Origin of the sequence: Streptomyces spongiicola (genome assembly GCF_003122365.1) — a bacterium.
Classification (GTDB): Bacteria; Actinomycetota; Actinomycetes; order Streptomycetales; family Streptomycetaceae; genus Streptomyces; species Streptomyces spongiicola.
Window position 1 is genome coordinate 3,111,235 of the sequence record NZ_CP029254.1, and the last position, 22,996, is coordinate 3,134,230.

The 22,996-nt window shown below is 74.4% G+C and carries 15 protein-coding genes; 8 read left to right on the plus strand and 7 right to left on the minus strand.

The genetic code is table 11. The features are described from left to right. Positions 1-8 precede the first annotated feature (8 nt). The gene (locus DDQ41_RS13580) at positions 9-2,462 is read left to right on the plus strand and encodes an HAD-IC family P-type ATPase (RefSeq protein WP_109294744.1); all 2,454 of its coding nucleotides are present in this window, start codon (positions 9-11) and stop codon (positions 2,460-2,462) included. A 495-nt stretch (positions 2,463-2,957) separates the two neighbouring features. Here DDQ41_RS13580 and DDQ41_RS32010 read toward each other — a convergent pair whose 3' ends face one another. Together DDQ41_RS32010 and DDQ41_RS13590 are read right to left on the minus strand one after the other, a co-directional pair. Then, positions 2,958-6,245: a sacsin N-terminal ATP-binding-like domain-containing protein gene (locus DDQ41_RS32010; protein WP_109294745.1), complete on the minus strand. Its 3,288-nt coding sequence runs from the start codon at positions 6,243-6,245 to the stop codon at positions 2,958-2,960. Between the two features lie 957 nt (positions 6,246-7,202). After that, complete coding sequence (locus DDQ41_RS13590) at positions 7,203-8,114, minus strand: DUF3027 domain-containing protein (RefSeq protein WP_109294746.1); 912 nt, start codon at positions 8,112-8,114, stop codon at positions 7,203-7,205. Between the two features lie 281 nt (positions 8,115-8,395). On the opposite strand from DDQ41_RS13590, the gene DDQ41_RS13600 reads away from it, so the two are divergent. From DDQ41_RS13600 to DDQ41_RS13615, 4 genes are all read left to right on the plus strand, one after another. Next, positions 8,396-9,763, plus strand: coding sequence for an MFS transporter (locus DDQ41_RS13600; RefSeq protein WP_109294747.1), 1,368 nt, complete (start codon positions 8,396-8,398; stop codon positions 9,761-9,763). 165 nt (positions 9,764-9,928) lie between these two features. Next, a complete protein-coding gene (locus tag DDQ41_RS13605; RefSeq protein ID WP_109294748.1) occupies positions 9,929-10,408 on the plus strand; it encodes a DUF2771 domain-containing protein in 480 nt (159 codons plus the stop codon). Positions 10,409-10,744: 336 nt separating this feature from the next. Then, on the plus strand, positions 10,745-11,512 hold the full coding sequence (locus DDQ41_RS13610; protein ID WP_109294749.1) for a futalosine hydrolase: 768 nt from the start codon (positions 10,745-10,747) through the stop codon (positions 11,510-11,512). Further along, positions 11,509-12,351 carry a 1,4-dihydroxy-6-naphthoate synthase gene (locus tag DDQ41_RS13615; RefSeq protein WP_109294750.1) on the plus strand — a complete coding sequence of 281 codons (843 nt, stop codon included), beginning with the start codon at positions 11,509-11,511 and terminating at the stop codon, positions 12,349-12,351. The genes DDQ41_RS13610 and DDQ41_RS13615 overlap by 4 nt, the downstream gene beginning before the upstream one ends. Positions 12,352-12,606: 255 nt before the next feature. Here DDQ41_RS13615 and DDQ41_RS32910 read toward each other — a convergent pair whose 3' ends face one another. Then, entirely contained in the window at positions 12,607-12,990 is a 384-nt protein-coding gene (locus DDQ41_RS32910) for a cold-shock protein (protein ID WP_017946048.1), read from the minus strand. Between the two features lie 158 nt (positions 12,991-13,148). On the opposite strand from DDQ41_RS32910, the gene DDQ41_RS13625 reads away from it, so the two are divergent. After that, positions 13,149-13,469 carry a hypothetical protein gene (locus tag DDQ41_RS13625; protein WP_162602675.1) on the plus strand — a complete coding sequence of 107 codons (321 nt, stop codon included), beginning with the start codon at positions 13,149-13,151 and terminating at the stop codon, positions 13,467-13,469. Positions 13,470-13,543: 74 nt separating this feature from the next. Here DDQ41_RS13625 and DDQ41_RS13630 read toward each other — a convergent pair whose 3' ends face one another. Together DDQ41_RS13630 and DDQ41_RS13635 are read right to left on the minus strand one after the other, a co-directional pair. Beyond that, the gene (locus tag DDQ41_RS13630) at positions 13,544-14,182 is read right to left on the minus strand and encodes an HAD family hydrolase (RefSeq protein ID WP_109294751.1); all 639 of its coding nucleotides are present in this window, start codon (positions 14,180-14,182) and stop codon (positions 13,544-13,546) included. 410 nt (positions 14,183-14,592) lie between these two features. Continuing rightward, positions 14,593-15,693, minus strand: a complete 1,101-nt coding sequence (locus DDQ41_RS13635; protein WP_109294752.1) for a hypothetical protein — start codon at positions 15,691-15,693, stop codon at positions 14,593-14,595. 76 nt (positions 15,694-15,769) lie between these two features. Here DDQ41_RS13635 and DDQ41_RS13640 point away from each other — a divergent pair, with 76 nt between their 5' ends. Further along, positions 15,770-18,895 carry a helicase-associated domain-containing protein gene (locus DDQ41_RS13640; RefSeq protein WP_174720282.1) on the plus strand — a complete coding sequence of 1,042 codons (3,126 nt, stop codon included), beginning with the start codon at positions 15,770-15,772 and terminating at the stop codon, positions 18,893-18,895. A gap of 415 nt (positions 18,896-19,310) precedes the next feature. On the opposite strand, the gene DDQ41_RS13645 is transcribed toward DDQ41_RS13640, so the two are convergent. Both DDQ41_RS13645 and DDQ41_RS13650 read right to left on the minus strand, forming a co-directional pair. Next, positions 19,311-19,508, minus strand: coding sequence for a hypothetical protein (locus tag DDQ41_RS13645; protein ID WP_109294753.1), 198 nt, complete (start codon positions 19,506-19,508; stop codon positions 19,311-19,313). A 62-nt stretch (positions 19,509-19,570) separates the two neighbouring features. Further along, on the minus strand, positions 19,571-20,785 hold the full coding sequence (locus tag DDQ41_RS13650) for a helix-turn-helix domain-containing protein (RefSeq protein ID WP_109294754.1): 1,215 nt from the start codon (positions 20,783-20,785) through the stop codon (positions 19,571-19,573). A 419-nt stretch (positions 20,786-21,204) separates the two neighbouring features. Between DDQ41_RS13650 and DDQ41_RS13655 the strand changes: the two genes are divergently transcribed. After that, positions 21,205-22,845 carry a DNA repair helicase XPB gene (locus DDQ41_RS13655; RefSeq protein ID WP_109294755.1) on the plus strand — a complete coding sequence of 547 codons (1,641 nt, stop codon included), beginning with the start codon at positions 21,205-21,207 and terminating at the stop codon, positions 22,843-22,845. Positions 22,846-22,996 lie beyond the last annotated feature (151 nt).

A 22,996-nucleotide genomic window follows, 5' to 3' on the forward strand; every position in this document is an offset into this window, starting at 1 on the left:
GTCGAGGCATGACTCAGCGGTCGGAGACCAGCAGCGACGGAGCCGAGCCGCGCGGCGGCCCCGTGATCGACGCGGGGGCGGAGCTCGACCCCGTACACCCCGTACCGCCGCCCGTGCGGCACCGGCCGGGCGGGCTGAGCGCCGACGAGGTCGCCGAACGCATCGCACGCGGCGAGGTCAACGACGTCCCCGTACGCAGCAGCCGCTCCGCCGTCGACATCGTCCGGGGCAACGTGTTCACCCGCTTCAACGCGATCATCGGCGTGCTCTGGGTGATCATGTTCCTGGTCGCGCCGTTCCAGGACACCCTGTTCGGCTTCGTCATCCTCGCCAACACCGGCATCGGCATCATCCAGGAGCTGCGCGCCAAGAAGACCCTCGACGGGCTCGCCGTGATCGGCGAGGCGAAGCCGACCGTGCGCCGCGACGGTGTCGCCGCCGAGGTGTCCACCTCCGAGATCGTGCTCGGCGACCTCATCGAACTCGGCCCCGGCGACAAGGTCGTGGTCGACGGCGAGGTCGCCGAGGCCGACGGTCTCGAGGTGGACGAGTCCCTGCTGACCGGTGAGGCCGACCCGGTCCTCAAGAAGCGCGGTGACCGGATGATGTCCGGCAGCTTCGTCGTCGCCGGCGGCGGCGCCTTCACCGCCACCAAGGTCGGCCGGGAGGCCTACGCCGCCCAGCTCGCCGAGGAGGCCTCCCGCTTCACCCTCGTCCACTCCGAGCTGCGCTCCGGCATCTCCACGATCCTCAAGTACGTCACCTGGATGATGGTCCCGACCGCCCTCGGGCTCATCGTCAGCCAGCTCGTCACCAAGGGCGACAACGTCAAGGACTCGGTCGCCCGCACGGTCGGCGGCATCGTGCCGATGATCCCCGAGGGCCTCGTCCTGCTCACCTCCGTCGCCTTCGCGATCGGCGTCATCCGGCTCGGCCGCAAGCAGTGCCTCGTTCAGGAGCTTCCCGCGATCGAGGGACTCGCCCGGGTCGACGTGGTGTGCCTGGACAAGACCGGCACGCTCACCGAGGGCGGCATGGACGTCGCCGAGCTGCGCATGCTGGACGGCTGCGACGAGGACCGCGTACGCACCGTCCTCCGTGCGCTCGGCGAGTCCGACCCGCGGCCCAACGCCTCCCTCCAGGCGATCATCGAGGCCTGTCCGGACCGGGAGGAGTGGCGCTGCACCGAGTCCCTGCCGTTCTCGTCCGCCAGGAAGTACAGCGGCGCCGCGTTCAGCGAGGGCGACGGGCGGAGTTCGACCTGGCTGCTCGGGGCCCCCGACGTACTGCTGCCGCCGGGCGCGCCCGTGCTGCGCGAGGTCGACGGCCTCAACGAGCAGGGCCTGCGGGTGCTGCTGCTGGCCCGAGCCGCGGGCGGACTCGACGCCCCGGACGTCACGGCGGGCGCCCGGCCCACCGCGCTGGTCGTCCTTCAGCAGCGGCTGCGGCCCGACGCGGCCGACACCCTGCGCTACTTCGAGGAGCAGGACGTCGCGGCGAAGGTCATCTCGGGCGACAACGCCGTCTCGGTCAGCGCCGTCGCCGGCAAGCTCGGCCTGCCGGGGGCGGCCACCGCCGTGGACGCGCGCAGGCTTCCGGCCGAACGGGAGGCGATGGCAGCCGAGCTGGCCGCCAACGCCGTCTTCGGCCGGGTCACCCCGCAGCAGAAGCGGGACATGGTCGGCGCGCTCCAGTCACGCGGCCACACGGTCGCGATGACCGGCGACGGCGTCAACGACGTCCTCGCGCTCAAGGACGCCGACATCGGCGTCTCGATGGGGTCGGGTTCCGAGGCGACGAAGGCCGTCGCGCAGATCGTGCTCCTCAACAACAGCTTCGCCACGCTGCCGTCGGTGGTCGCCGAGGGCCGCCGTGTCATCGGCAACATCACCCGGGTCGCCACGCTCTTCCTCACCAAGACGGTGTACTCGGTGCTGCTGGCGGTCCTGGTGGTCTGCTCCCAGGTCGAGTACCCCTTCCTGCCCCGGCACCTGACCCTGCTGTCCACGCTGACGATCGGCGTCCCGGCGTTCTTCCTGGCCCTCGCGCCCAACAAGGAGCGCGCCAGGCCCCACTTCGTGCGCCGGGTCATGAGGCACGCGATCCCGGCCGGGATCGTCGCGGCGGGCGCGACCTTCACGACGTACCTCCTCGCCCGGCACCACTACAGCGGGCCCGGTGCCCTGGCCGCCGAGACCAGCGCGGCGACACTGACCCTGTTCCTGGTCGCCCTGTGGGTCCTGGCGATCGTCGCCCGCCCCTACACCTGGTGGCGCGTGTGCCTGGTCGCCGCCATGGGACTGGGCTTCCTGATCGTCCTCGCGGTGCCCTGGCTTCAGGACTTCTTCGCCCTGCGGCTGGTGGGTACGACGATGCCCTGGGCGGCGGTCGCCGTCGCCGCGGCGGCCGCGGCGGTGCTGGAGTCCGCCTGGCGTTGGGTGGACCGCCGCTTCCCGGCGTAGCGCCGCCGCGGGGACTCCCCGGCGCCCGCGCCGGGACAAGCCCGGCGTAGCGGACGGCGGTCCCGGGCGGCAGCGGCCGGCGCTCCCGGGCGGCACCCCCAGCTGCGCTCCCAGGCGGCAGCGGCCGGCGCCTCCCGGGCGGCACCCCCAGGACGGCGCTCCCCGGCTGCGCTCCCGGGACGGCGCTCCGGGGTTGCGCTCCCGGGACGGCCCAGATCTCCGGGCCGGGCCCGGGGAAGGCCCGGCCAGGAAGGAGCCGGTCGCGAGAACAGCCCGGATACGGGAGAGCCCGGCCCGGCACAAGCCCGGCTGCGAGAACAGTCCGGTCCGGAAAGGCCCGGTCCGGAAAGGCCTGGCTCGGAAAGGCCCGGCCCGGAAAGGCTTCCCCAGTCGAACCGGAGGCGCCCCGTCAGCCGAACCAGCGGGGCTCCACGGCCGAACCAGCCGGGCCCTCAGCCGAACCAGCCGGGCTCCACGGCCGGCCCAGCGGGGCCCTCAGTCGAACCAGCGGTCCCGTGCCAGCTCCTCCGTACGCGACGGGTCCTCCAGCAGCGCCGCCACCTCGAAGCGGCGGGGCCACTGGCCCGCCGCCCAGGCGAGACCGGCGGCGACGCCCTCCAGCGTGGCGGCGTGGACGACCCCGTCGGAACCGCGGCGCCAGTCGAGTTCGGCACCGCCGGCGAGCAGTTCCTCGTGCTCCACGTAGAACGCGGGCGTCGCCGGCCCCAGCAGCGCATGCACCGACTCCGGTACCGCGTGCTCCTCGCCGTCCGTCGTCACGTCCGCCTCGACCGTCTCGCTGAGCCGCCCCACCTGGAACAGCTCGGCCAGATCGGCCGCCCGGTCCGGCGACACCGGCAGCAGCGGGCGCCCCGCGCTCAGCGGCAGCAGGTCGGGGGCGTCCGCGACGAGCGCCTCCGAGGCGTCCACCACCCGCACCTCGCCGTCCACGACAGCGCGCAGCTCGTCCGGGAGGGTCACCTGCTCCGGGTCCAGATCAGCCAGAGCCGTGTAGAGGCCGTGCAGCTGGGACGCGGTGACCGGGCGGTCCGGGTCGGCGAGCCGCCCCAGCAGCTCGGCCGCGCCGCCCGGCTCGTCCAGCAGCGCGGCGACCGACGTCCGCACGCCGAGGGCGTGCAGCACCTGCTCGTCCCCAAAACCGGTCGCGTCGGCCGAGTCGTACAGGCCCACCAGCAGCGGATCGCCGCCCGAGGACCGCAGACCCGCGGGGCGGCGGCCGCCCAGCACCGGATGGCCGCGCAGCCACCAGGCCGTGTACGGCCGTACCGTCTCCGTCGTGCCGTCCGGCAGCAGCACCCGGACGGGCTGGGTCAGCGCGTCCCGCAGCGGCGGCCTGGCCAGCAGCGCGAGGGCGCGCGGCCACTGGTCGTCGTCCACGAGATCCAGGTCGCGCACGGCGGCGATCTCCGACGCGACCGGAGGCACGGGGGTGTCGGGCAGCCGGTCCAGCACGTCCTCGCACCACACGTCGACCGCGTCCAGCAGTCCGGCGTCGTCCGGCTCGGCGAAGTCGCCGTCACGGGGTTCCAGTTCGTCCGGGTCCAGCACCACGCCGGTGGCGCGGACGAGCGCGAAGTCCGCCAGCACACCGCACGCGGCGAGCGGCTGCTCGCCCCAGCGTGCGGCCAGCTCGGCGTCGACGAGGGCGAGCTCGCCCTCGCGCATCACGGACGCGAAGGGACTTCCGGGCAGCACCAGCTCACCGGCCGGGGCGAGTTCACCGTCCTCGTCCGGCAGCGCCAGCGCGCCCAGCCACGGCTCGTCGCCCGGCTCCAGCCCCGCGTCCCGGACGAGAGCGAGGACGATCTCCGCCAGCTCGTCACTGTCCGGGGCGTCCTCGTCCCACAGGCCGTCGCCGTCCTCCAGCGACGCGGCGACGGCCGCCCGCACCTGCGGTGTGGTGAGCACCGCGCGCGGTGTCGCGGGCAGCGCGCCCAGCTTCTCCAGCAGCGGATGGGCGGCGTCCTGATGGGCCACCTTCAACCCGAACCGGGCCAGTCCTTCCGGAGTCTCGGCCGTCGGCAGCAGCACCTGGCGCGGGCCGACGGCGGTGCGTGGCGCACGGCGCGGACGCGGTTCCCCGGCCCCGTCCCCGGCCCAGCCCCCGTCCCCGGCCCAGCCCCTGTTCCTGTCTCCGGCCCCTGCTCCTGCCCCGTCTCTGTCTCCGGCACCGGCACCGTTTCCGCCCTCGTCCCTGCCCCCGGCCCCGGCCCCGTACGGACCGCCCGCCTCCGGCGTTTCACCGCCGGCGGCCGCGCCCGTACCGGCCAGCGGCACGGGCAGACCCGACAACCGCTCCGGGTCCACACCTGCGAGGCTGTCGTACAGCCGCCACCACCACGACGGGTCCCGCTCGATCCCCGCCAGCCGGTCGACCGCCTCCGTCAGCGGGACCCGCGCCACCCCCAGGGTCCGCAGCTCCGCCCGGCGCTCCAGACCGGCCGGCAGCAGGGTCGGAAGCACGTCCGCCAGGACCTCCACGGTCTCGGCACCGGCCCCCTCCACGACCTCCGCCTCCAGCGGCCGCAGCGCCACCAGGTCCTCCGAGGGGACGGCGGGAGCGAGGAACGCGGTGCGCGGCAGCAGCTCCAGGATCGCCGCGCGCAGCGAACCGTCAAGCTCTCCCTTGCCCAGCGGCCCGGGGACGAGGTCGATCAGCCCGGGGCCGACCGGCTGCCAGTCGGCGAGCAGTTCGGCGTACGCCTCGGCCGCGCGCCGCACCAGGAAGTCGGTGAGCGGGCCGGGAGCGGGATGGCGGCGAGCGGTGTCCAGCGGCAGTGAGGCGATCAGCAGCGCGGGTACCCCGAGGGGCTCGTCCGTCGGGGTCGGCGCGTGGACGACCGGCGCAGTCGCCGGGTACACGGGCATACCCGCGGTGTCCACCGGAACCGCCCAGGTCACAGCCCAGTGCGGCCGCATCCGCTCCTCGACCGGCCGGTCCGCGAGCAGCGCGGGCTCGATGGCGCCGTGGTGGCTGACGACCCGCCAGCGGTTCAGCCCGCGGGCGCTGTCCTCGACGTGGACGTGGTCGCCGTGCTGCGAGCGCCGCAGCGTCCGGACGCCCTCCGGGGTCTCCACCACGACCTCGTCGAGCCCCGGCAGGGTCAGCAGCAGCGCGTCGTCGATCCCGGCGAGCAGCCGTCCGACCAGGTCCTCGGCGGTCCCGTCGCGCAGCGGCAGGATCACGACCGTGTCATACCCGTCGGGCGCGGTGCCCTCGGCGGGCAGCGGCAGCCTCAGCAGCGGGACATGGCCGTCACGGCGGCGCAGCTCGTCCCCGAGCCCCGGGCTGGCCTGTGCCGCCCGTGCCGCGAGTTCCCGGGCCTCGGCCAGCGACCAGCGGACACCGCCGTGCCGGCCGACGACGGCGGGCTCGTCGCTCACGGCCAGTACGGCGGCGAAGCCGACACCGAAGCGGCCCACCGCGGCCCGGTCGCCCTCGCGCTTGGCCGACGCCCGCAGCGTCGACAGCGACTCCACACCGGCGGCGTCCAGCGGGGCACCGGTGTTGGCGGCGACGAGCGTCCCGCGGTCGAGGGTGAGCCGGAAGCGCCCGGGTACACCGGCGCGGGCGGCGGCGTCGGCGGCGTTCTGGGCCAGCTCGACGATCACACGATCGCGGTAGCCGCCGAGCGCGAGGTCCTCCTCGGCGTTGGCGTCCTCGCGGAAGCGCGCGGGGCTCGCGCCCCAGGCGTCGAGCACCCCGCGCCGCAGCCGCACCGTCCCGAACGGGTCGGCCCCCTCGGTCGTCCTGACGCTCACGCCTGTCTCCGCTCTCTGACTGTGCTCTTCGGCCGTCCCGGCATTCCGCCGGTACCGGTGCGGTACGACGGCGGTACCGATGCGGCACCGCACCGGTACCGGTCGTTGTCGCCGTCCCGGCCACGCGGACGCGGCCCCGCCCCGGAGCCCGAAGGTACCGCGTCGCACACGCCCCCGCGCGACCGCTCCACCGGGCTCGCACCGCACACCCGGGTGGCGTTGCGGTGCGACGGGGATTCCGGTGCCGAGGTCACTCCCGATGCGGTCGGTCCCGAGAGCGGTCCCCCGGCCCCGGCACGGCGGACCCGCCCCGGAGCCGGGCAGGGGCCGGGAACGCCCGGGGGAACGGCCGGGCAGGGGCCGGGAACGCCCGGGGGAACGGCCGGACAGGGGCCGGGGACGGCCCGAGGAACGGGCGGACAGGGGCCGGGGACGGCCGGACCCTGAGCGAGGCCGGGCCGGGCTCGGCAGGGCCGGTCGGGGCCCGGCGAGCCGGACGTGCATGGCGCCGGCGCCGTGCCCCGGGGTCTGCTCGCCTCCGCCCTCGGCGTCAGCTCCGCCCTCGGCTGACCATCGCGTAACCGGCGCGCCCGCCTCGTCACCTGCGCGCTCGGCACCACGGGCACCGGCACCACCGGCACCACCGGCACCACCGGCACCACCGGCACCGAGCGCAACGACCGGCCGGGGCTCACCGCAGAGGTGATCGCGCACGCGCCGTACACCCGGGACGCACCGCAGACCGGGGTGCCCTGCCGGCGCCCGCCGTCCCGCGCATCGGCCGCCGGGTCCCTCGGGCTGATCGCGGGGTCCCCACCCGACCGCTACCGAGGGCCGGAGCCGAGCGGTGCCGGCTGTAGCGAGCCGGACGGGGACCGCGCGGATGTTCCGGACGGGGGTTCCGGCGCGAGAGTTCCCGAACGGGGCTTCCCGCGCGAGAGTTCCCGGACTCGGGCCCTACGAGTGCCCCAGGTCCTCGTCCTGCGCGGTCGTCTCCACATGGTCCGGGACCGAGCCGCTGTCGGGCGCCGGCCGGAGCGGGAACTCGTCCGCGCGCAGCGAGTCGTGCACCGGCGGCGCCGGCCGCGGCGGCTTCGGCATGACCGCCGCCTCGGAGTGCCCGCCGCACCCGTACGACAGCGACACGACCCGCCCGTCCGCCGGGGAGAACTCGTTGGCGCACACCCCGAACGCCTGCTTGAGCGATCCCGACAGCGGCATCAGGAAGCCGCAGGACTGGCAGGACGCCGGCGCGGCCTGCGCCATCGGCGTCTTCGCCCCGAAGGAGTCCTCCCACCGGTCCGCGGCGACGTGCAGCCCGTAGCGGGAGAGGACCCGCGCGCGGCGCATGCCCAGTTCCTCCGCCACGGAGGCGATCCCGCCGCGCGACGGGGCGCGGGTCACGATCTCCGCGTCCTCCGCGTCGACCCGGTCGGCCATCTCCTCGGAGACCGCCGAGTTCGGCGGCGGCGCGTCCTCACCCGAGTAGCCGGGCTCGAGCCGCAGGTCCTCGGCGTCCGTGGGGAGCAGATCGCCGGGGCCGAGGTCACCCGGTCGCAGCCGGTCGCTCCACGGGACCCACTCGGGCGCGAGCAGCGCGTCCGGGCCGGGCAGGAGCACGGCCTCGTCGACCGTGACGTTCTTCGCGCGGGAGGCGCGGGCGACGGTGACGGCCCAGCGCCAGCCCCGGTAGCCGGTCTCCCGGCACTCGAAGAAGTGGGTCACGACCCGGTCGCCCTCGGACACGAGTGAGACGTGCTCACCCACCAGCCCCGGCGCGGCCGCCTCGCTCGCGGCCGCCCTGGCCAGGTCTACCGCCTCGGCGCACAGGCGGTCGGGGGTACGGCTTCGCGTCGTCGCAGCACTCACAGGTCTCGCTTCTCTCCTACGCCGTCTCACGGGTGCGCCTGGCCGATTCGCGATGTACGAGCGGCGGGCGGAGCGGACCAGGGGGCCGCATCGACGTCCGCGCCCGGGCACACTGTCTCGGGCACACCTACCGTCACCCATTCTGCGGGATGGCGAAAAGGCGTGCGGCCGGGAACTACCGCCGGTGGCGCGCTACGCACGCTACCCCCTCCGTGGCGCGCCGCCCACCTGCCCGTCCGAATCCCGGTTCGGGTCGGGGTCCGGTAGGGCACTATGACGACGTGACAGCCGCGAGGTCGTCCGGCGCTCCCGGGCCGCTGAGCAGGGCGTGCCGAGCCGTCGGCCGCGCCCTGCACCTGCCGTTCACCCGAACGGCGAGGGGCATCCGCCGGGCCACCCACGCGCACGGCGCGGGCGAGTCCGGGCTGGGCAGGCTGATCGAACTGCACGCGGTCAACGGCGCCGGCGATGTCATGATCACCGTTGCGCTGGCCTCGACGGTCTTCTTCTCCGTGCCCACCGACGAGGCCCGCGGGCGGGTCGCGCTCTACCTGGCCGTCACCATGGCGCCGTTCACCCTGCTCGCCCCGGTGATCGGCCCGCTGCTGGACCACATCCCGCACGGCCGCCGCGCGGCGATGGCGGGCACGATGACGGCCCGTGCGGTGCTGGCGCTGACCATGTCGGGAGCCGTCGCCACCGGCGGCATCGAGCTGTATCCGGCGGCGCTCGGCGTACTGGTGTGCTCGAAGGCGTACGGGGTGATCCGGAGCGCCGTCGTGCCGCGTCTGCTGCCGCCGGGATTCGCCCTGGTCAAGGCGAACTCACGGGTGACGCTCGCCGGGTTGCTGGCCACGGGCATCGCGGCGCCGATCGGCGTCGGGCTCCAGCAGATCGGCCCCGCCTGGCCGCTGTACGGCGCGTGCGCGATCTTCGCCCTGGGCACGTTCCTCTCGCTGGGCATGCCGCACAAGGTCGACTCGGCGAAGGGCGAGCGCAAGGCGCACATGCTGACGTACGGCGAGCGGAAGCCCAGTCTGCGGACGGTCGGCCCGTCGGTGCTGCACGGACTGCAGGCGAACGTGGCGCACCGGATGCTGTCGGGCTTCCTGATCTTCTTCCTGGCGTTCCTGCTGCGCGTTCATCCGCTGGCCGGGCAGAGCGCCGCCGCTTCGCTGATCATGGTCGGCGTCGCCGCCGGGATCGGCAACGCCTGCGGCACGGCGATCGGGGCGTGGGTGCGCAACCGCCCACCGGAGCTGATCGTCGCCACCGGGCTGATGCTGGTGCTGACCACGGCGTTGCTCACGGCGGTGTTCCTGAGCCCGCTGACGGTGGCGGTGCTGGGCGCGGTGGCCGGGCTGTCCCAGGCGCTGTCGAAGCTGTCGCTGGACGCGATGATCCAGCGGGACGTACCGGAACCGGTGCGGACATCGGCCTTCGCCCGCTCCGAGACGCTGCTGCAGATGTCGTGGGTGGTCGGCGGGGCGATCGGGATCTCGCTGCCGCTGAACGGCGTGGTGGGCCTGACCGTGGCGGCCGGCATCCTGGCCGTGGGCGCCGTGCTGGCGCTGCGGGGGCTGCTGGCGGCGTCCCGGCGCGGCACGGTCGCACCGAAGAAGGTCACGCTGGCCTCCCGGGCGCGGTGAGGCCGGGCCCCTGCCGCGGCGTGTCCGGCCCCGCGCCCACGGCCTGCCGGGGCGGCCCGGACGACCGCGCACGGGCACGACCCGCGCGGCGCCGGCGGGGCCGTCCAAGGCGCCACGCCGCACCCCCGCGCTGCGGGACACCGGGCGCCCGATAGCCTTCGGACCATGACCGTTGCGTTCCTCTCCGGCAAGCGCCGCCGGGCCGCCGCCGCCCTCGGTGCCGTGTCCGCCGGCCTCCTCGTACTCTCCGCCTGCGACAAGCCGACGCCGCTTGCGACCGTGACGGTCGGGACGACCTCGGTCAACACCGAGGCCGCCTGCTACAACGACGGCCAGGCCATCAAGGAGTCGCAGATCCAGGACTGCCTCAACGAGAAGGCCGACAAGTCCATCACGGTCGCGCCGGACGACAAGATCCGCTTCGGTGTCGACCCCGAGATCGCCGAGAACGGCTGGACGATCTTCATCGGCGGCGAGCGCGCCGAGCAGGAGCCGTACCACAAGACGTACCGGACCATCCCGGCCAGCGCCTTCTTCACCAGCCCGACGACCGGCGAGCCCTCCCGCTCGGCCCAGGTGTCCATCGTGGAGACGACGGGGAAGAAGCTGACGGGAATCTGGCATTTCAAGCTGGCCCAGGACTGATCCCGGACTGATCCCGGACTGAGCCGGTTCCGGGACGGGTCCCGGGCCTGGGCCGACACCGGGACGGGAGGAACCCGGACGAAACCCGACGGGACCGGCCCCAACCCGGACGGTATCGGCCCCAGCCCGGATCGGGCCGGTGCCGGGGCCGAGTCCCGAAGGAACCCCGCAGCCGAACCCCCGGCGACCGGGAACGCCGGACCCGCCGGACCCGGCGGTCCGGGAACGAACCCCCGGCGGTCCGGGACCGCAGCGACCTACACCACAGCGACCTACACCGAAGCGACCTACACCGAAGGGACCCGGCCGGACGGGCACCCGCCCGGAGGTCATGCCATGCGCGTACTCGTCGTCACCGCGGTGCGGGCGGAGGCCGACTCCGTCATCGCCGGACTCTCTCCCGGCGGCCCCGTGACCACCCACCGCGTTCCGGGCGGTGACACCCTGCTCCGCTGCGCGGGTGCGGGTGCGGGGACTGGTGCGGGTACGGGGACGGGCCGTAGCGCGGAAACGGGGGCGACGGTGGACGTCCTGGCCGGGGGCGCCGGTCCCGCAGCCGCGGCAGCCGCGGCGGCCACCGTGCTGACGGCCGCCGCCACCGGCCCCGGCGCTCCCGGTTACGACCTGGTCGTCTCCGCCGGGATCGGCGGTGGTTTCGCGGGGGCCGCCCCGCTCGGCTCGATCGTCGTCGCCGACGCGATCGTCGCCGCCGACCTGGGGGCACAGACGCCCGACGGCCATCTGACCTTGGAGGAACTCGGTTTCGGCCGCTCCGCGCACCGGCCCGCCGCGCTGTCGAAGCGGATCGCCGAGTCCCTGGACGCCGTGCACGCGCCCGTCCTCACCGTCTCGACCGTCACCGGCACCGCCGGCCGGGCCGCCGAGCTGACCGCACGCCACCCCCGGGCCGCCGCCGAGGCGATGGAGGGCTTCGGGGTCGCCGAGGCCGCCGTGCGGCACGGTGTTCCCGTGGCCGAGATCCGCGCCGTGTCCAACGCGGTCGGCCCCCGCGACCGGGCCTCCTGGCGCATCGGGGAGGCCCTGGAGGCACTGCGGGAAGCGTTCCGGCTGCTGAGTCCCGTCCTTGAGGAGGAGGCCCGATGAGCAAGATCAAGATCGCCTATTCGCCCTGCCCGAACGACACCTTCGTCTTCGACGCCTGGGCGCACGGGCGGATCCCGGGCGCCCCGCGCCTCGACGTGACGTTCGCGGACATCGACATCACCAACGGCATGGCGGAGCGGGGCGAGTTCGACGTACTGAAGGTCTCGTACGCGGTCCTCCCGTACGTACTCGACGAGTACGCGCTGCTGCCCTGCGGCGGCGCGCTGGGCCGGGGCTGCGGCCCGCTCGTGCTCACCCGGGAGCCGGGCACCGACCTGAGCCGCGCGACGGTCGCCGTGCCGGGCGAGAGGTCGACGGCGTATCTGCTGTTCCGGCTGTGGGCGGCGGACGTGCTGCCGGACGGGGTCGGCAGGGTCGTCGTGCTGCCGTTCCACGAGATCATGCCGGCCGTGCGGGACGGCAGGGTGGACGCCGGACTCGTGATCCACGAGGCACGGTTCACCTATCCGGAGTACGGCCTGCACTGCCTCGCCGACATGGGCGAGCACTGGGAGACCACGACCGGGCTGCCGATCCCGCTCGGTGCGATCATCGCCAGGAGGGCACTGGGCCCGGAGCTGCTGAGTCTGCTGGCCGAGTCCGCCCGCACATCCGTCCGTATGGCCTGGGACGATCCGGAGGCATCACGTCCGTATGTGCTGGAGCACGCCCAGGAGATGGACCCGGCGGTCGCCGACCAGCACATCGGGCTCTACGTCAACGAGTTCACGGCCGACCTCGGCGAGGCGGGCTACTCGGCCGTCCGCGGCCTGCTCACACGTGCCGCGGCCGAGGGGCTCGTACCTCCCCTCGGCCGCGAGGCGCTGTCCTTCGTCTGAGAGCCGCGCCCACCGCTCGCCTCCGCCCGGGGCGCGCCCGGGCCTCGATCAACCGGTGGAGCGGCGCCGCGGGCCGGTGGGACGGTCCTACCCCGCCGACACGGCGGCACCTCCGGCCGGCGGCACCCCCCACCGACGGCACCTCCCACCGACGGGCACCTCCCGCCGACGGCGCCTCAGGCCGGTGCGGCGGCGACTCGGCCGGGCGTCCGCGCCGCAGGCCCGCGGGGCGGCGCGGCGCAGACCCCCTGGAGGTCAGACGTCGAGCTGGTCGGCGACCGCGCGCAGCAGACCCGCGATCTTCTTGCCGTGGGCCTTGTCCGGGTACCGGCCGCGCTCCAGCTGCGGGGTGATGTTCTCCAGCAGCGTCGTCAGGTCCTGCACGATCGACGCCAGTTCGTCCGGCTTGCGGCGCTGCGCCGCAGCCACTGACGGGGTCGGGTCGAGGACCGTGACCGAGAGTGCCTGGTCACCGCGCTGCCCCGCGACGACGCCGAACTCGACCCGCTGACCGGGCTTCAGGGAGTCGACTCCGTCAGGAAGCACCGACGAGTGGACGAAGACGTCACCGCCGTCGTCGCGGGAGAGAAAGCCGAAGCCCTTCTCGCTGTTGAACCACTTGACCTTGCCGGTAGGCACGTCTGTCCTCGTCCTCGTACTCGTCGGGAATTGCGAAAAACCGTCTGGATAGCAGTGCAGCGGGCCGCTCGACCCGCCACCACACAAGGCTAATGGTCCGGGGGCCGCTGACAAGACGTCCCCGGTGGTTCCCACGCGCTGGGAACTACCCTGGTCGAGTGACTCATGAAACCCAAGCGAATTCGGCCGGTCTCGGCGACGGGCTCGTCCGGGTCGGCGCGATCGTCTTCGTCATCGGCACGGTGGCCACTCTCGTCACCGTGGCCCCGCTGTTCCTCGGGACCGAACCGTTCCCGACCGCCGCGTACCTGGTGAGCATGCTGATGGGCGTCGGTTTCCTGATCGCCGGTACCGGTGTGCTCCGGTCGATCGCGGCGCAGCGCCGTCAGGCACGCCCCTCCGCCCTCTCTGCCCCCTCTGCCCCCTCTGCGCCGTCTGCGCCGTCTGCGCCGTCCGCGCCGTCCGCGCCGTCCGCATAGGGAACTCCGTCCGGTCCCTTCCGGCTACCGCTCATTCCGGCTACCGCTCATTCCGGCGCCGCGGCCCGTCGCCGTCAGCCTGCCGCCTCGGCCGCGTACCCGGCGAGCCAGACGGGGAAGGCGTCGAGGTCCGGCAGGACGACGTGTGCACCCGCCGCGCGCAGCTCGTGCTCGTCACACGGCCCGGTCGGCACGGCGACCGACAGCACCCCGGCGGTGCGCGCCCCGCGGACATCCCCGACGTGGTCGCCGACGTACACCCGGGCGTCGTGCTCGCGCAACGCCTCCGCCTTGGCCTCGGCCCACAGCCATCCGATGACTTCGTCGGGCTCGATGCCGAGATGGGCGAGGTGCATCACGGCGTTCGGCTCGTGCTTGGCGGTGACGACGATCGCCCGGCCGCCCAGCGCCTGGACGGCGGCCACGGCCTCCCGGGCACCGGGCATCGCGGGGGTCGGGGATATCGCGTACTCGGGGTAGAGCCGGCGGTAGCGATCACCCATCTCCAGGATCCGGTCGTCCGGGAACCAGTACGCGAGTTCCTGCTCCAGCGGCGGCCCCAGCCGGGTCACCGCCAGGTCGGCGTCTATCCACACCCCGGTCTCCGTGGAGAGCGCCCGGTAGGCGGCCCTGATGCCGGGACGCGAGTCGATCAGGGTCATGTCGAGGTCGAATCCGACCGTGAGCGGTCGCGTCAGCGGTTCCGAGGCCATGCGTGCCATTGTGCCCGGGGACGGCCGGGCAGCCGGGCAGCCGGGCAGCCGGGCGGCCGGGCAGCCGGACGACTGAGGCGCTGGGGCAGTGGCGACGATGCGAGACCCCGCGGCGGCGGCGCGTAGCCAGCGGCGGCCCGGCGCACCGGAGCCGTGGCCCGGGCGCGGAGCCGTGGGCTGGAACGGCGCGGGGAGCCGACGGCTGCGAGAGGGCGGAGAACCAGCGACCGTGCGGACGAGCAGCCGACTGGGCCGGGCGAGCGGGGAGCCGGCCGCACCGGGGCGGGCAGGGGAGTCAGTTACTCCGGCGCGGGCACGAGAGTGAGTGGCGCCGGCGCGGGCAGGGGAGTCAGCGCGGCTCCCGCCCCCGCGCGTCGAGCAGCTGCGTGGCGCAGGCGCGGGCAGGAGGGTCAGTGGCGCCGGGCGCGCCAGAGGAGGAAGAGGGCGGACGCCACCGCCGCGCCGCGTACGACCCATGGCCACGCACCGGTCAGAGCCTCTCTCATCGCCTCGCCGCCCGGGGCCATCGGATCGCCCCACCGGCCCTCGACGCGGCCCCAGACCCACACCGCCGCGCTCGTGGCCACGAGGCCCGGGATACCGAGGACCGCCCATTTCGCCTCGGCGCGGGACAGGGTGCGGGTTGCGTACGCGAGGAACCAGCCGCCGGCCAGTGCCACCAGCGACCCCAGAACCGCGCCCACGGCGAGCAGTGTCGCGGCGAAGAGCAGCATGGGGTTGCCGAGCGCGAAGCGGACGGCCCCTCGCGCCGGTACGGCCGGTGGCGCGGCAGCGGCTCCGTCCGCCCCTACCGCCCCTACCGCCCCTACCGCCCCTCCCGCGGCACCCGCCCCGCCAGCGGCGCCCGCAGCGTCCGCCGCCCCTCCACGCCGCACCCACCGGCGCATCCCGCGCCGGGGGCCGCCCTCCTTCCCGGACCCTTCGGCGGCGCTCTCCCGCCCTCGCTCCCCTCGCTCCCCTCGCTCCTCCGGCCGGGGAAGGCGCAGCAGCTCCGGAATCTCCACCCCGCCGACGAACGCGCCGATGTTCGCGTCCGGCGACCACCCGCGTTCGATCCGCCACCAGTCGGGTTGCCGGACGCCCGGACCCGCTCCGGGGACCGCCGGGCCGGAGGGCGTTTCCGGGACGCCGGCCTCCGGCACCCCCGACCGCTGCTCCGGCACGGACGCGGGAGCCGTCTCGGGGGCGGGGAACGTCTCGGGGGCGGGGGCCGGTGCGTCCGTCCCGGCTTCCGGGAAGCGGCGCCGACTGCGCGGATCCGCTCCGGAGTCCGCGCCGCCCACCACCTCGTCCGGCGTGCCCAGCCGTCCGAGGATGCGCTGGACGGCCGCCGGGCTGTCGGTGCCGTACTTGGCCCGCTGCCGGTCGATCTCGTTACGCAGCGACGACACGAGCTGCATCCTGGTGCCGGAGGGCAACTGGCGCTGCTGCGCCAGATCGCCGACCCGGCTCAGGTAGTCGAAGACAATCTGATCGCTCTCGATCCCCACGGTGCCCCTCCACAGCGCGCCCGTCCCGGCGCCCGATCCTGACGTTAGCGCCTGGGCAGGGGCTAACGTGGGGCGGATGGGGACCGGTGAGTTCGATCGGGAGGCGCACGTGCCCGCAGGAACGTCCGCAGGGACACCGGCAGGACAGCCCGCGCGTGAGGCTGAGGGCGCCGCGGCCGCTGCGCCCGGGCATCCGCGCGGCGGCACGGCCGCGCACGCGCCGGAGGCCGCCCACGACAGCACGGACGGCACCGACGGCACCGACGACATGGGCACCCACCCGCCCGCGCGCGGCCGGGACGGCATGGACACCCTCGCCGCCGGCACACACACTCCCGCGGACATGCCTGCGGACCTGCCTGGGGGGACGCCGGCGGGGATGCCCGGGGGCGAGTCCACCGGCACCCGCACCGCCACGGACGCAGCGCCTCGCACCCCCGGCCATCCCCCCGGCCGCACCTCGGCAGTACCACCCCGTACCCTCGCCGAGTCGCTGCGCGGCCGCGGCGACCGGGCTCTGGCCGCGCTGCTCCGCGCCCGCCCGGATCTGCTGAACCCCGTACCGAACGATCTGACGCAGCTCGCCACCCGCGCCGGCACCAGGGCGTCCGTCGTCAGGGCGCTGGAACGGCTCGACCGGTTCGCCCAGCAGACCGCCCAGGCCCTGGCCGTTGCCGTGGAGCCCACCTCCTACCGGTCGCTGCTCGCGCTGCTGAGCGGAGACGGACACGGACTCGGAGCCGGGCACGGACACGGACACGGCAGCGGCGAAGACGGCAGCGACGGACACGGCGGCGACAGACACGGCAGCGACGGACACGGCGGCGACGGACGCGGCGGCGACGCCCCCGCCGTCGAGGCCGCACTCCCGCGCGCGCTCGGCCTGCTGCGCGAGCAGGCCCTGGTCTGGGGCGGCGACGAGCGGCTGCGGCTGGTGCGGACCGCGCGCGAACTGCTCGCCCCGTCCCCCCAGCACCCGTCCCCCACCGGCCTCGGCCCGACGGTCGCGGAAGCCACCTCGGGGATGTCACCGGGCAGACTGCAGGAGATCCTCGCCGCGGCGGGGCTGCCGACGACCCATGACCCGGTGTCGGCCGTGGAGTCGCTGACCGCGCTGTTCACGGACCGGAAGCGGATGGCGGCGCTGCTGGACTCGGCTCCGGCGGAGGCCCTCGCGGTGCTGGACCGGCTGGTGTGGGGGCCGCCGTACGGGACGGTGGCCCCCTCCGGCGGCTCCCCGGGCGCGGCGGACCGGACGCCGGTGCAGTGGCTGCGGGACCGGGGCCTGCTGCTGCCCTCCTCGCCGCGTACGGTCGTGCTGCCGCGCGAGGTGGCGCTGCATCTGCGCGGTGGGCGGGTGCACCGCGAACCGGAGCCGGTGGCCCCGGAAATCGGTATCGCGGCCGAACACCGTCCGCAGACGGTGGACAGCACTGCCGCGGGGCAGGCACATACCGCGCTCGCCACCGTCGAGGAACTGCTGAAGGGCTGGCAGACGGGCGGGCCGGCGGTGCTGAGGGCCGGCGGGCTGAGCGTCCGGGACCTCAGGAGGACCGCCGCCGCGCTCGACGTCTCCGAGCAGATCGCCGCCTTCTGGCTGGAACTGGCCTACGCGGCCGGGCTGCTGGCCTCCGACGGGGAGGCCGATGAGCGGTTCGCGCCGACGCCCGCGTACGACGAGTGGCTTGAGCTGCCCGCCGCCTCACGGTGGACGGCCCTCGCGACCGCCTGGCTCACCGCCACCCGGACGCCGGGACTGGTCGGCGACCAGGACGCCAAGGGCCGGACCGTCCCGGTGCTCGGCCCCGACCTGGACCGGGGCGCCACCCCCGAGGTGCGTCATCGAGTGCTGGCCCTGCTGGCGGAGCTGCCCGGGGGCGCGGCCCCGGACCCCGGCACGGTCCTCGCCCGGCTCCGCTGGGAGCGCCCGGTCCGCACCCCGGCGTCCGCTCCCGGCGCTGCCGAACCCCCCGATCTGCGCTCCCGCATCGCCACCTGGACCCTGACCGAGGCGGAGCTGCTGGGACTGACCGGGCGCGGGGCACTCTCCACCGCGGCCCGCACCCTCCTGTCCGGCCCGCCCCTTCGCGAGACACCCGGGCGGGCCCTTCGCGAGGCACCCGGGCGGGCCCCGCGGGAGACACCCGACCCGGGCCCTCGCGGGGCGGCCCTTCGCGAGGCGGCCCTTCGCGGGGCGGCCGCCCCCACCGTTCCCCGGACGCCCGGCCCGCCGCCGCGCGAGGCGGCCGCGCTCGCCACCCGGGCCGCGCTCGCCGCCCGGGTGATCGCGCCGCTGCTGCCCGAACCGCTCGACCACGTCCTCCTCCAGGCCGATCTCACCGCCGTCGCCCCGGGCCCGCTGGAGCGCCCGCTCGCGGAGGTGCTCGGCGTCCTCGCGGACGTGGAATCGAAGGGTGGCGCGACGGTCTACCGGTTTACCCCGGCGTCCGTACGGCGCGCCCTGGACGCCGGGCGGACCGCGACGGACCTGCACGCCTTCCTCGCCAAGCACAGCCGCACCCCGGTGCCCCAGCCGCTCAGCTACCTGATCGACGACGTGGCCCGCAAGCACGGCCGGCTGCGCATCGGCGCCGCCTCCGCCTACGTCCGCTGCGACGACGACGCGCTCCTCGACGAGATCCTGGCCGACCGGCGCTCGCAGGGCCTGAGGATGCGCCGGCTCGCCCCCACCGTGCTCGCCGCCCGGGCGGACCCCGCCGCGCTGCTCGAAGGGCTGCGGTCCATGGGGTACGCACCGGCCGCGGAGTCCGCCGAGGGGGATGTGCTGATCACCCGCGCCGACTCCCACCGCACCCCGCGCCGCACCCCGCCGGCTCCCGTTCCGGACGGGCCGCCGGTACCGGACGACACCCTGCTCGCCGCAGCGGTGCGGGCGATCCGGGCGGGCGACCAGGCCGCGACGGCCGTACGCAAGCCCGCGGCGCACACCACCGGCACCGGTGAACTGCCGCGGACCAGCACGGCCGACACCCTCGCGACCGTGCAGGCGGCCGCGCTCACCGGCTCCGCCATCTGGATCGGGTACGTCAACGCCGCGGGGACCGCGAGCCAGCGGGTCATCGCACCGGTCCGCGTCGAGGGCGGGTTCGTCACCGCGTACGACCACACCGCCGACGAGGTGCGCACCTACCCCCTGCACCGGATCACCGGCGCCGCCGAGCTGGCGGACGACCCGGCCTGAACGCCCTTGCCGGGCACGGCTCACGGGGGCGTGTGGCCAGGCCCCGCGGCGACCGCGCGCATCATGCGGGAAGCCGGCGCGATTCCCGCCCCACGGTCATGCCTGACCCACCGGGGGGGGCGACCTTCGGCGGTCCGGCGCGCGGCCTTCGCAGCGCCCGATCTCGAGGGGCAGCGGTCCGAGAGGGCTACGCGCGTGCCACGTGGTCGGGCGGGACCAGCCACTCGCGTCCATCCCATGCGGGCCACGGGAACGCCGTGGGGCGCTTCCGGCGATCGCCCGGCGGGTCGGCGGGTCGACGGGTCGGCGGGTCGACGGGTCGACGGGGTCCTCATAGCCCGGACCATGTCACGCAGGATGCCGACCCGTCCCGCACCGTCCGCCACGCGTCGCCCGATGTCCTCTGCGGTGACCATCAGTGCCCCTCGGGGTGCCGCCGCATGAACACGTTGCAGTCGGACACCGTGGTCATGTCGCCCCCGGCACGGGCGCGGGAGCGCACGGCGGCCAACTCGGCGCAACCGGCGCACCCTTCCACGGGGGCGGGGTCCGGCTCCCACTGCCGTAGGGGGAGTTCGATCGGGGTGGTGTGAAAGTTCGTCGGCTCGCTCATACAGGGATCGTCCTGTTGGCCACGCGAGATCCACAGGGACGGAACGTCCTACTCTCACGCCCTTAGACGGTGACCCCCAGGAACTCAGCCAGCTTGCGCAGTCCCGGCGGGCGCGACGGCCCGTTCCACAGGTCGGTGACGATCGCCACGGCCAAGGTGTGATGACGCACCCACCCCGGGGCCACCTGCCGCAGCCTCTCCAAAGCCCGCACAGCCCCGGCAGCATCCCCTACGTCGGTATGAGCACGAGCTACGTCCAGGAGCAGCCACGTCCGCCACGAGGGCGGGGTGTCCTTGCTCAGCCTTATACCCTTGGCCAGCGTCAACGCTTCCTCGGGCCGCTCATGCTGGACCGCGAGGCGCACTCGTTCGATACGCACCGACGACCGGCTGAACACCGAAACCAGCTTTCCGTCAGCGGGGGGCGGGAGCGTCGCCAGACGACCGGCTGCCTTTTCGGCCGTCACCATCATGTCGTTGGCGGTCTCGTAGTCGTCGCTGCGGGCATACGACGTGGCCGCAGACATCAGCAAGCCCCCCCACACGCGTACTCCCTCGGACGTATCCGCGTGTTCCCGCTCCACCCCGTCCGCAGCGTGCACGGCGAGATTCCGGGCGTCGTCCAGGCGGGCTTGCCTCTGGTAGGCCCAGGCGACGGAGTTCGAGACCATCGGGGCGAGCAACGGGTCCGAAGAATCTCCGGCGGCGGCGAAAGCACGCTCCAGCGCGGACAGAGCGAGATCGGTCTTGCCGAGCCGGATCGCAAGGTGCCCGCCGAGTTGCAGCGCCTTGCCGAGCGCCGCTTGACCGGCTGCCCGTTGCTCGGGGCTGCCCACCCCGGCGAGTAGGCGCGCGTCAGCGACAATGCCCGGCAGTACGTCCATGAGACGGCCGAACTCCGCTGCGTGGTACAGGGTCCATCCTTCGGAGAGTTCGGCCCGGAGAACGGGCAGCGACAGCCGTTCCACGCCCGCCGGCTCAACGGGCGGAGCGAACAACGGCGGCATGATCGCCCGCCGGACTGCCACGAGTTGCGGCGGATCGGCCTCACCGCTTGAGGGGACGCCCGGAGGATCGCCCAGAAGGGCCGTCAGCTCCACGCCGAGCCCCTTGGCCAGTGAGTGGAGTGTGGGGAGGCGGGCGCTGTGCTTCCGGTGCTGTTCCAGCTTCCGGATCACGTCCACGGAGACGCCGGAGCGCTCGGACAGTCCCTCCTGTGTGAGATCCGCCAGCCCGCGCAGTCCGGCCATGCGGTCGCCCAGGTGCTCGGTAGCCATGCATCAGAAGCTACGCCGGAGCGGCGGCTTCGTGGGGCCGGCGCCAAGACCCGCACAGGGAGCGGGCCTGCCATGACGTGCGTGTCTCTGATCAGGCGTTCCAGGGCCCTTCCTCAGGCGTTCCAGGGCCCTTCCCCACCCCTTCGCCGGGTCGTTCTCCGGTGCCGTCCAGCACGTCCCCGCTGATCAAGTCGCCCCCGCCACCCGCCGGCCACGGACCGTGTACAGCTCCTCACGGGCCGCACGCAGACGCTCCGGCGAGGTAGAGTTCTCTGTTTGCCGCGAAAGGCGGACTCGAACGGCCGCGCGCCCTCCCGGCGCGCCCGCCGAGGCGCCCTTCGGGCGACGGACGGGGCAAGGCCCAGAACGTGGCAGCTGTGGTGCCTGTCACACCGACGATCCCATCCACGGAGGTATGTGTGTCCTGCCTGATCGTCCAGAGCGACAAGACCCTCCTGCTCGAGGTCGACCACGAGCAGGCCGACGCGTGCCGCCGTGCCATCGCCCCCTTCGCCGAGCTGGAGCGCGCCCCCGAGCACATCCACACCTACCGGGTCACCCCGCTCGGCCTGTGGAACGCGCGGGCGGCCGGACACGACGCCGAGCAGGTCGTGGACGCGCTGGTCGAGTTCTCCCGCTACCCCGTCCCGCACGCGCTGCTCGTCGACGTGGCCGAGACGATGGCCCGGTACGGCCGCCTCACGCTCGTGAAGCACCCCACCCACGGCCTGGTGCTGTCCACGACCGACCGCCCCGTGCTGGAGGAGGTTCTGCGCTCCAAGCGGATCCAGCCGCTGGTCGGCGCCCGGCTCGACCCGGACACGGTCGCCGTGCACCCCTCCGAGCGCGGCCAGATCAAGCAGACGCTGCTGAAGCTCGGCTGGCCCGCCGAGGACCTCGCCGGCTACGTGGACGGCGAGGCCCACCGCATCGACCTGGACGAGTCCGGCTGGGCCCTGCGCCCGTACCAGAAGCAGGCCGTCGAGGGCTTCTGGCACGGCGGCTCGGGTGTCGTCGTGCTCCCCTGCGGCGCGGGAAAGACCCTCGTCGGCGCCGGGGCGATGGCCCAGGCGAAGGCGACCACACTCATCCTGGTCACCAACACCGTCTCCGCCCGCCAGTGGAAGCACGAGCTGGTCAGGCGCACCTCCCTGACCGAGGAGGAGATCGGCGAGTACAGCGGTGCGAAGAAGGAGATCCGGCCGGTCACCATCGCCACGTACCAGGTGCTCACGACCAGGCGGAAGGGCGTCTACCCGCACCTGGAGCTGTTCGACTCCCGCGACTGGGGACTGATCGTCTACGACGAGGTGCACCTGCTGCCCGCACCGGTCTTCAAGTTCACCGCGGACCTTCAGGCCCGCAGGCGGCTCGGCCTGACGGCGACGCTGGTGCGCGAGGACGGCCGCGAGTCGGACGTCTTCTCGCTCATCGGCCCGAAGCGGTTCGACGCGCCCTGGAAGGAGATCGAGGCTCAGGGGTACATCGCGCCCGCCGACTGCGTCGAGGTGCGGGTCAGTCTGACGGACTCCGAGCGGCTCGCGTACGCGACCGCGGAGACCGAGGAGAAGTACCGCTTCTGCGCCACGACGGACACCAAGCGGAGAGTCGCCGAAGCGCTCGTCCGCAGGCACGCCGGCCAGCAGATCCTGGTCATCGGCCAGTACATCGACCAGCTCGACGAACTCGGCGAGCACCTGGACGCGCCCGTCATCAAGGGAGAGACGCCCAACTCCCAGCGGGAGAAGCTCTTCGACGCGTTCCGGAACGGCGAGATCTCCGTGCTGGTCGTCTCCAAGGTCGCGAACTTCTCGGTCGACCTGCCGGAGGCCACGATCGCCATCCAGGTGTCGGGCACCTTCGGCTCCCGCCAGGAGGAGGCCCAGCGTCTCGGCCGCGTGCTGCGCCCGAAGGCGGACGGCCACAAGGCGCACTTCTACTCGGTGGTGGCCCGCGACACGATCGACCAGGACTTCGCGGCGCACCGCCAGCGCTTCCTCGCGGAACAGGGATACGCGTACCGGATCGTGGACGCGGACGACCTGGCGGCCGAGGGCTGAGACAGGCCCGGCGGCGGGACTCACGCACGCCCCGGACCGGGCGGGGCGGGGCGGGGCGCGACCTGACGGGACGGGGCGGGACCGGACGGGACCGGCTCGGCGAGGGCGAGTGACGAGGACGAGAGCGAGGAGCAGGGCAAGAAACAGGGCG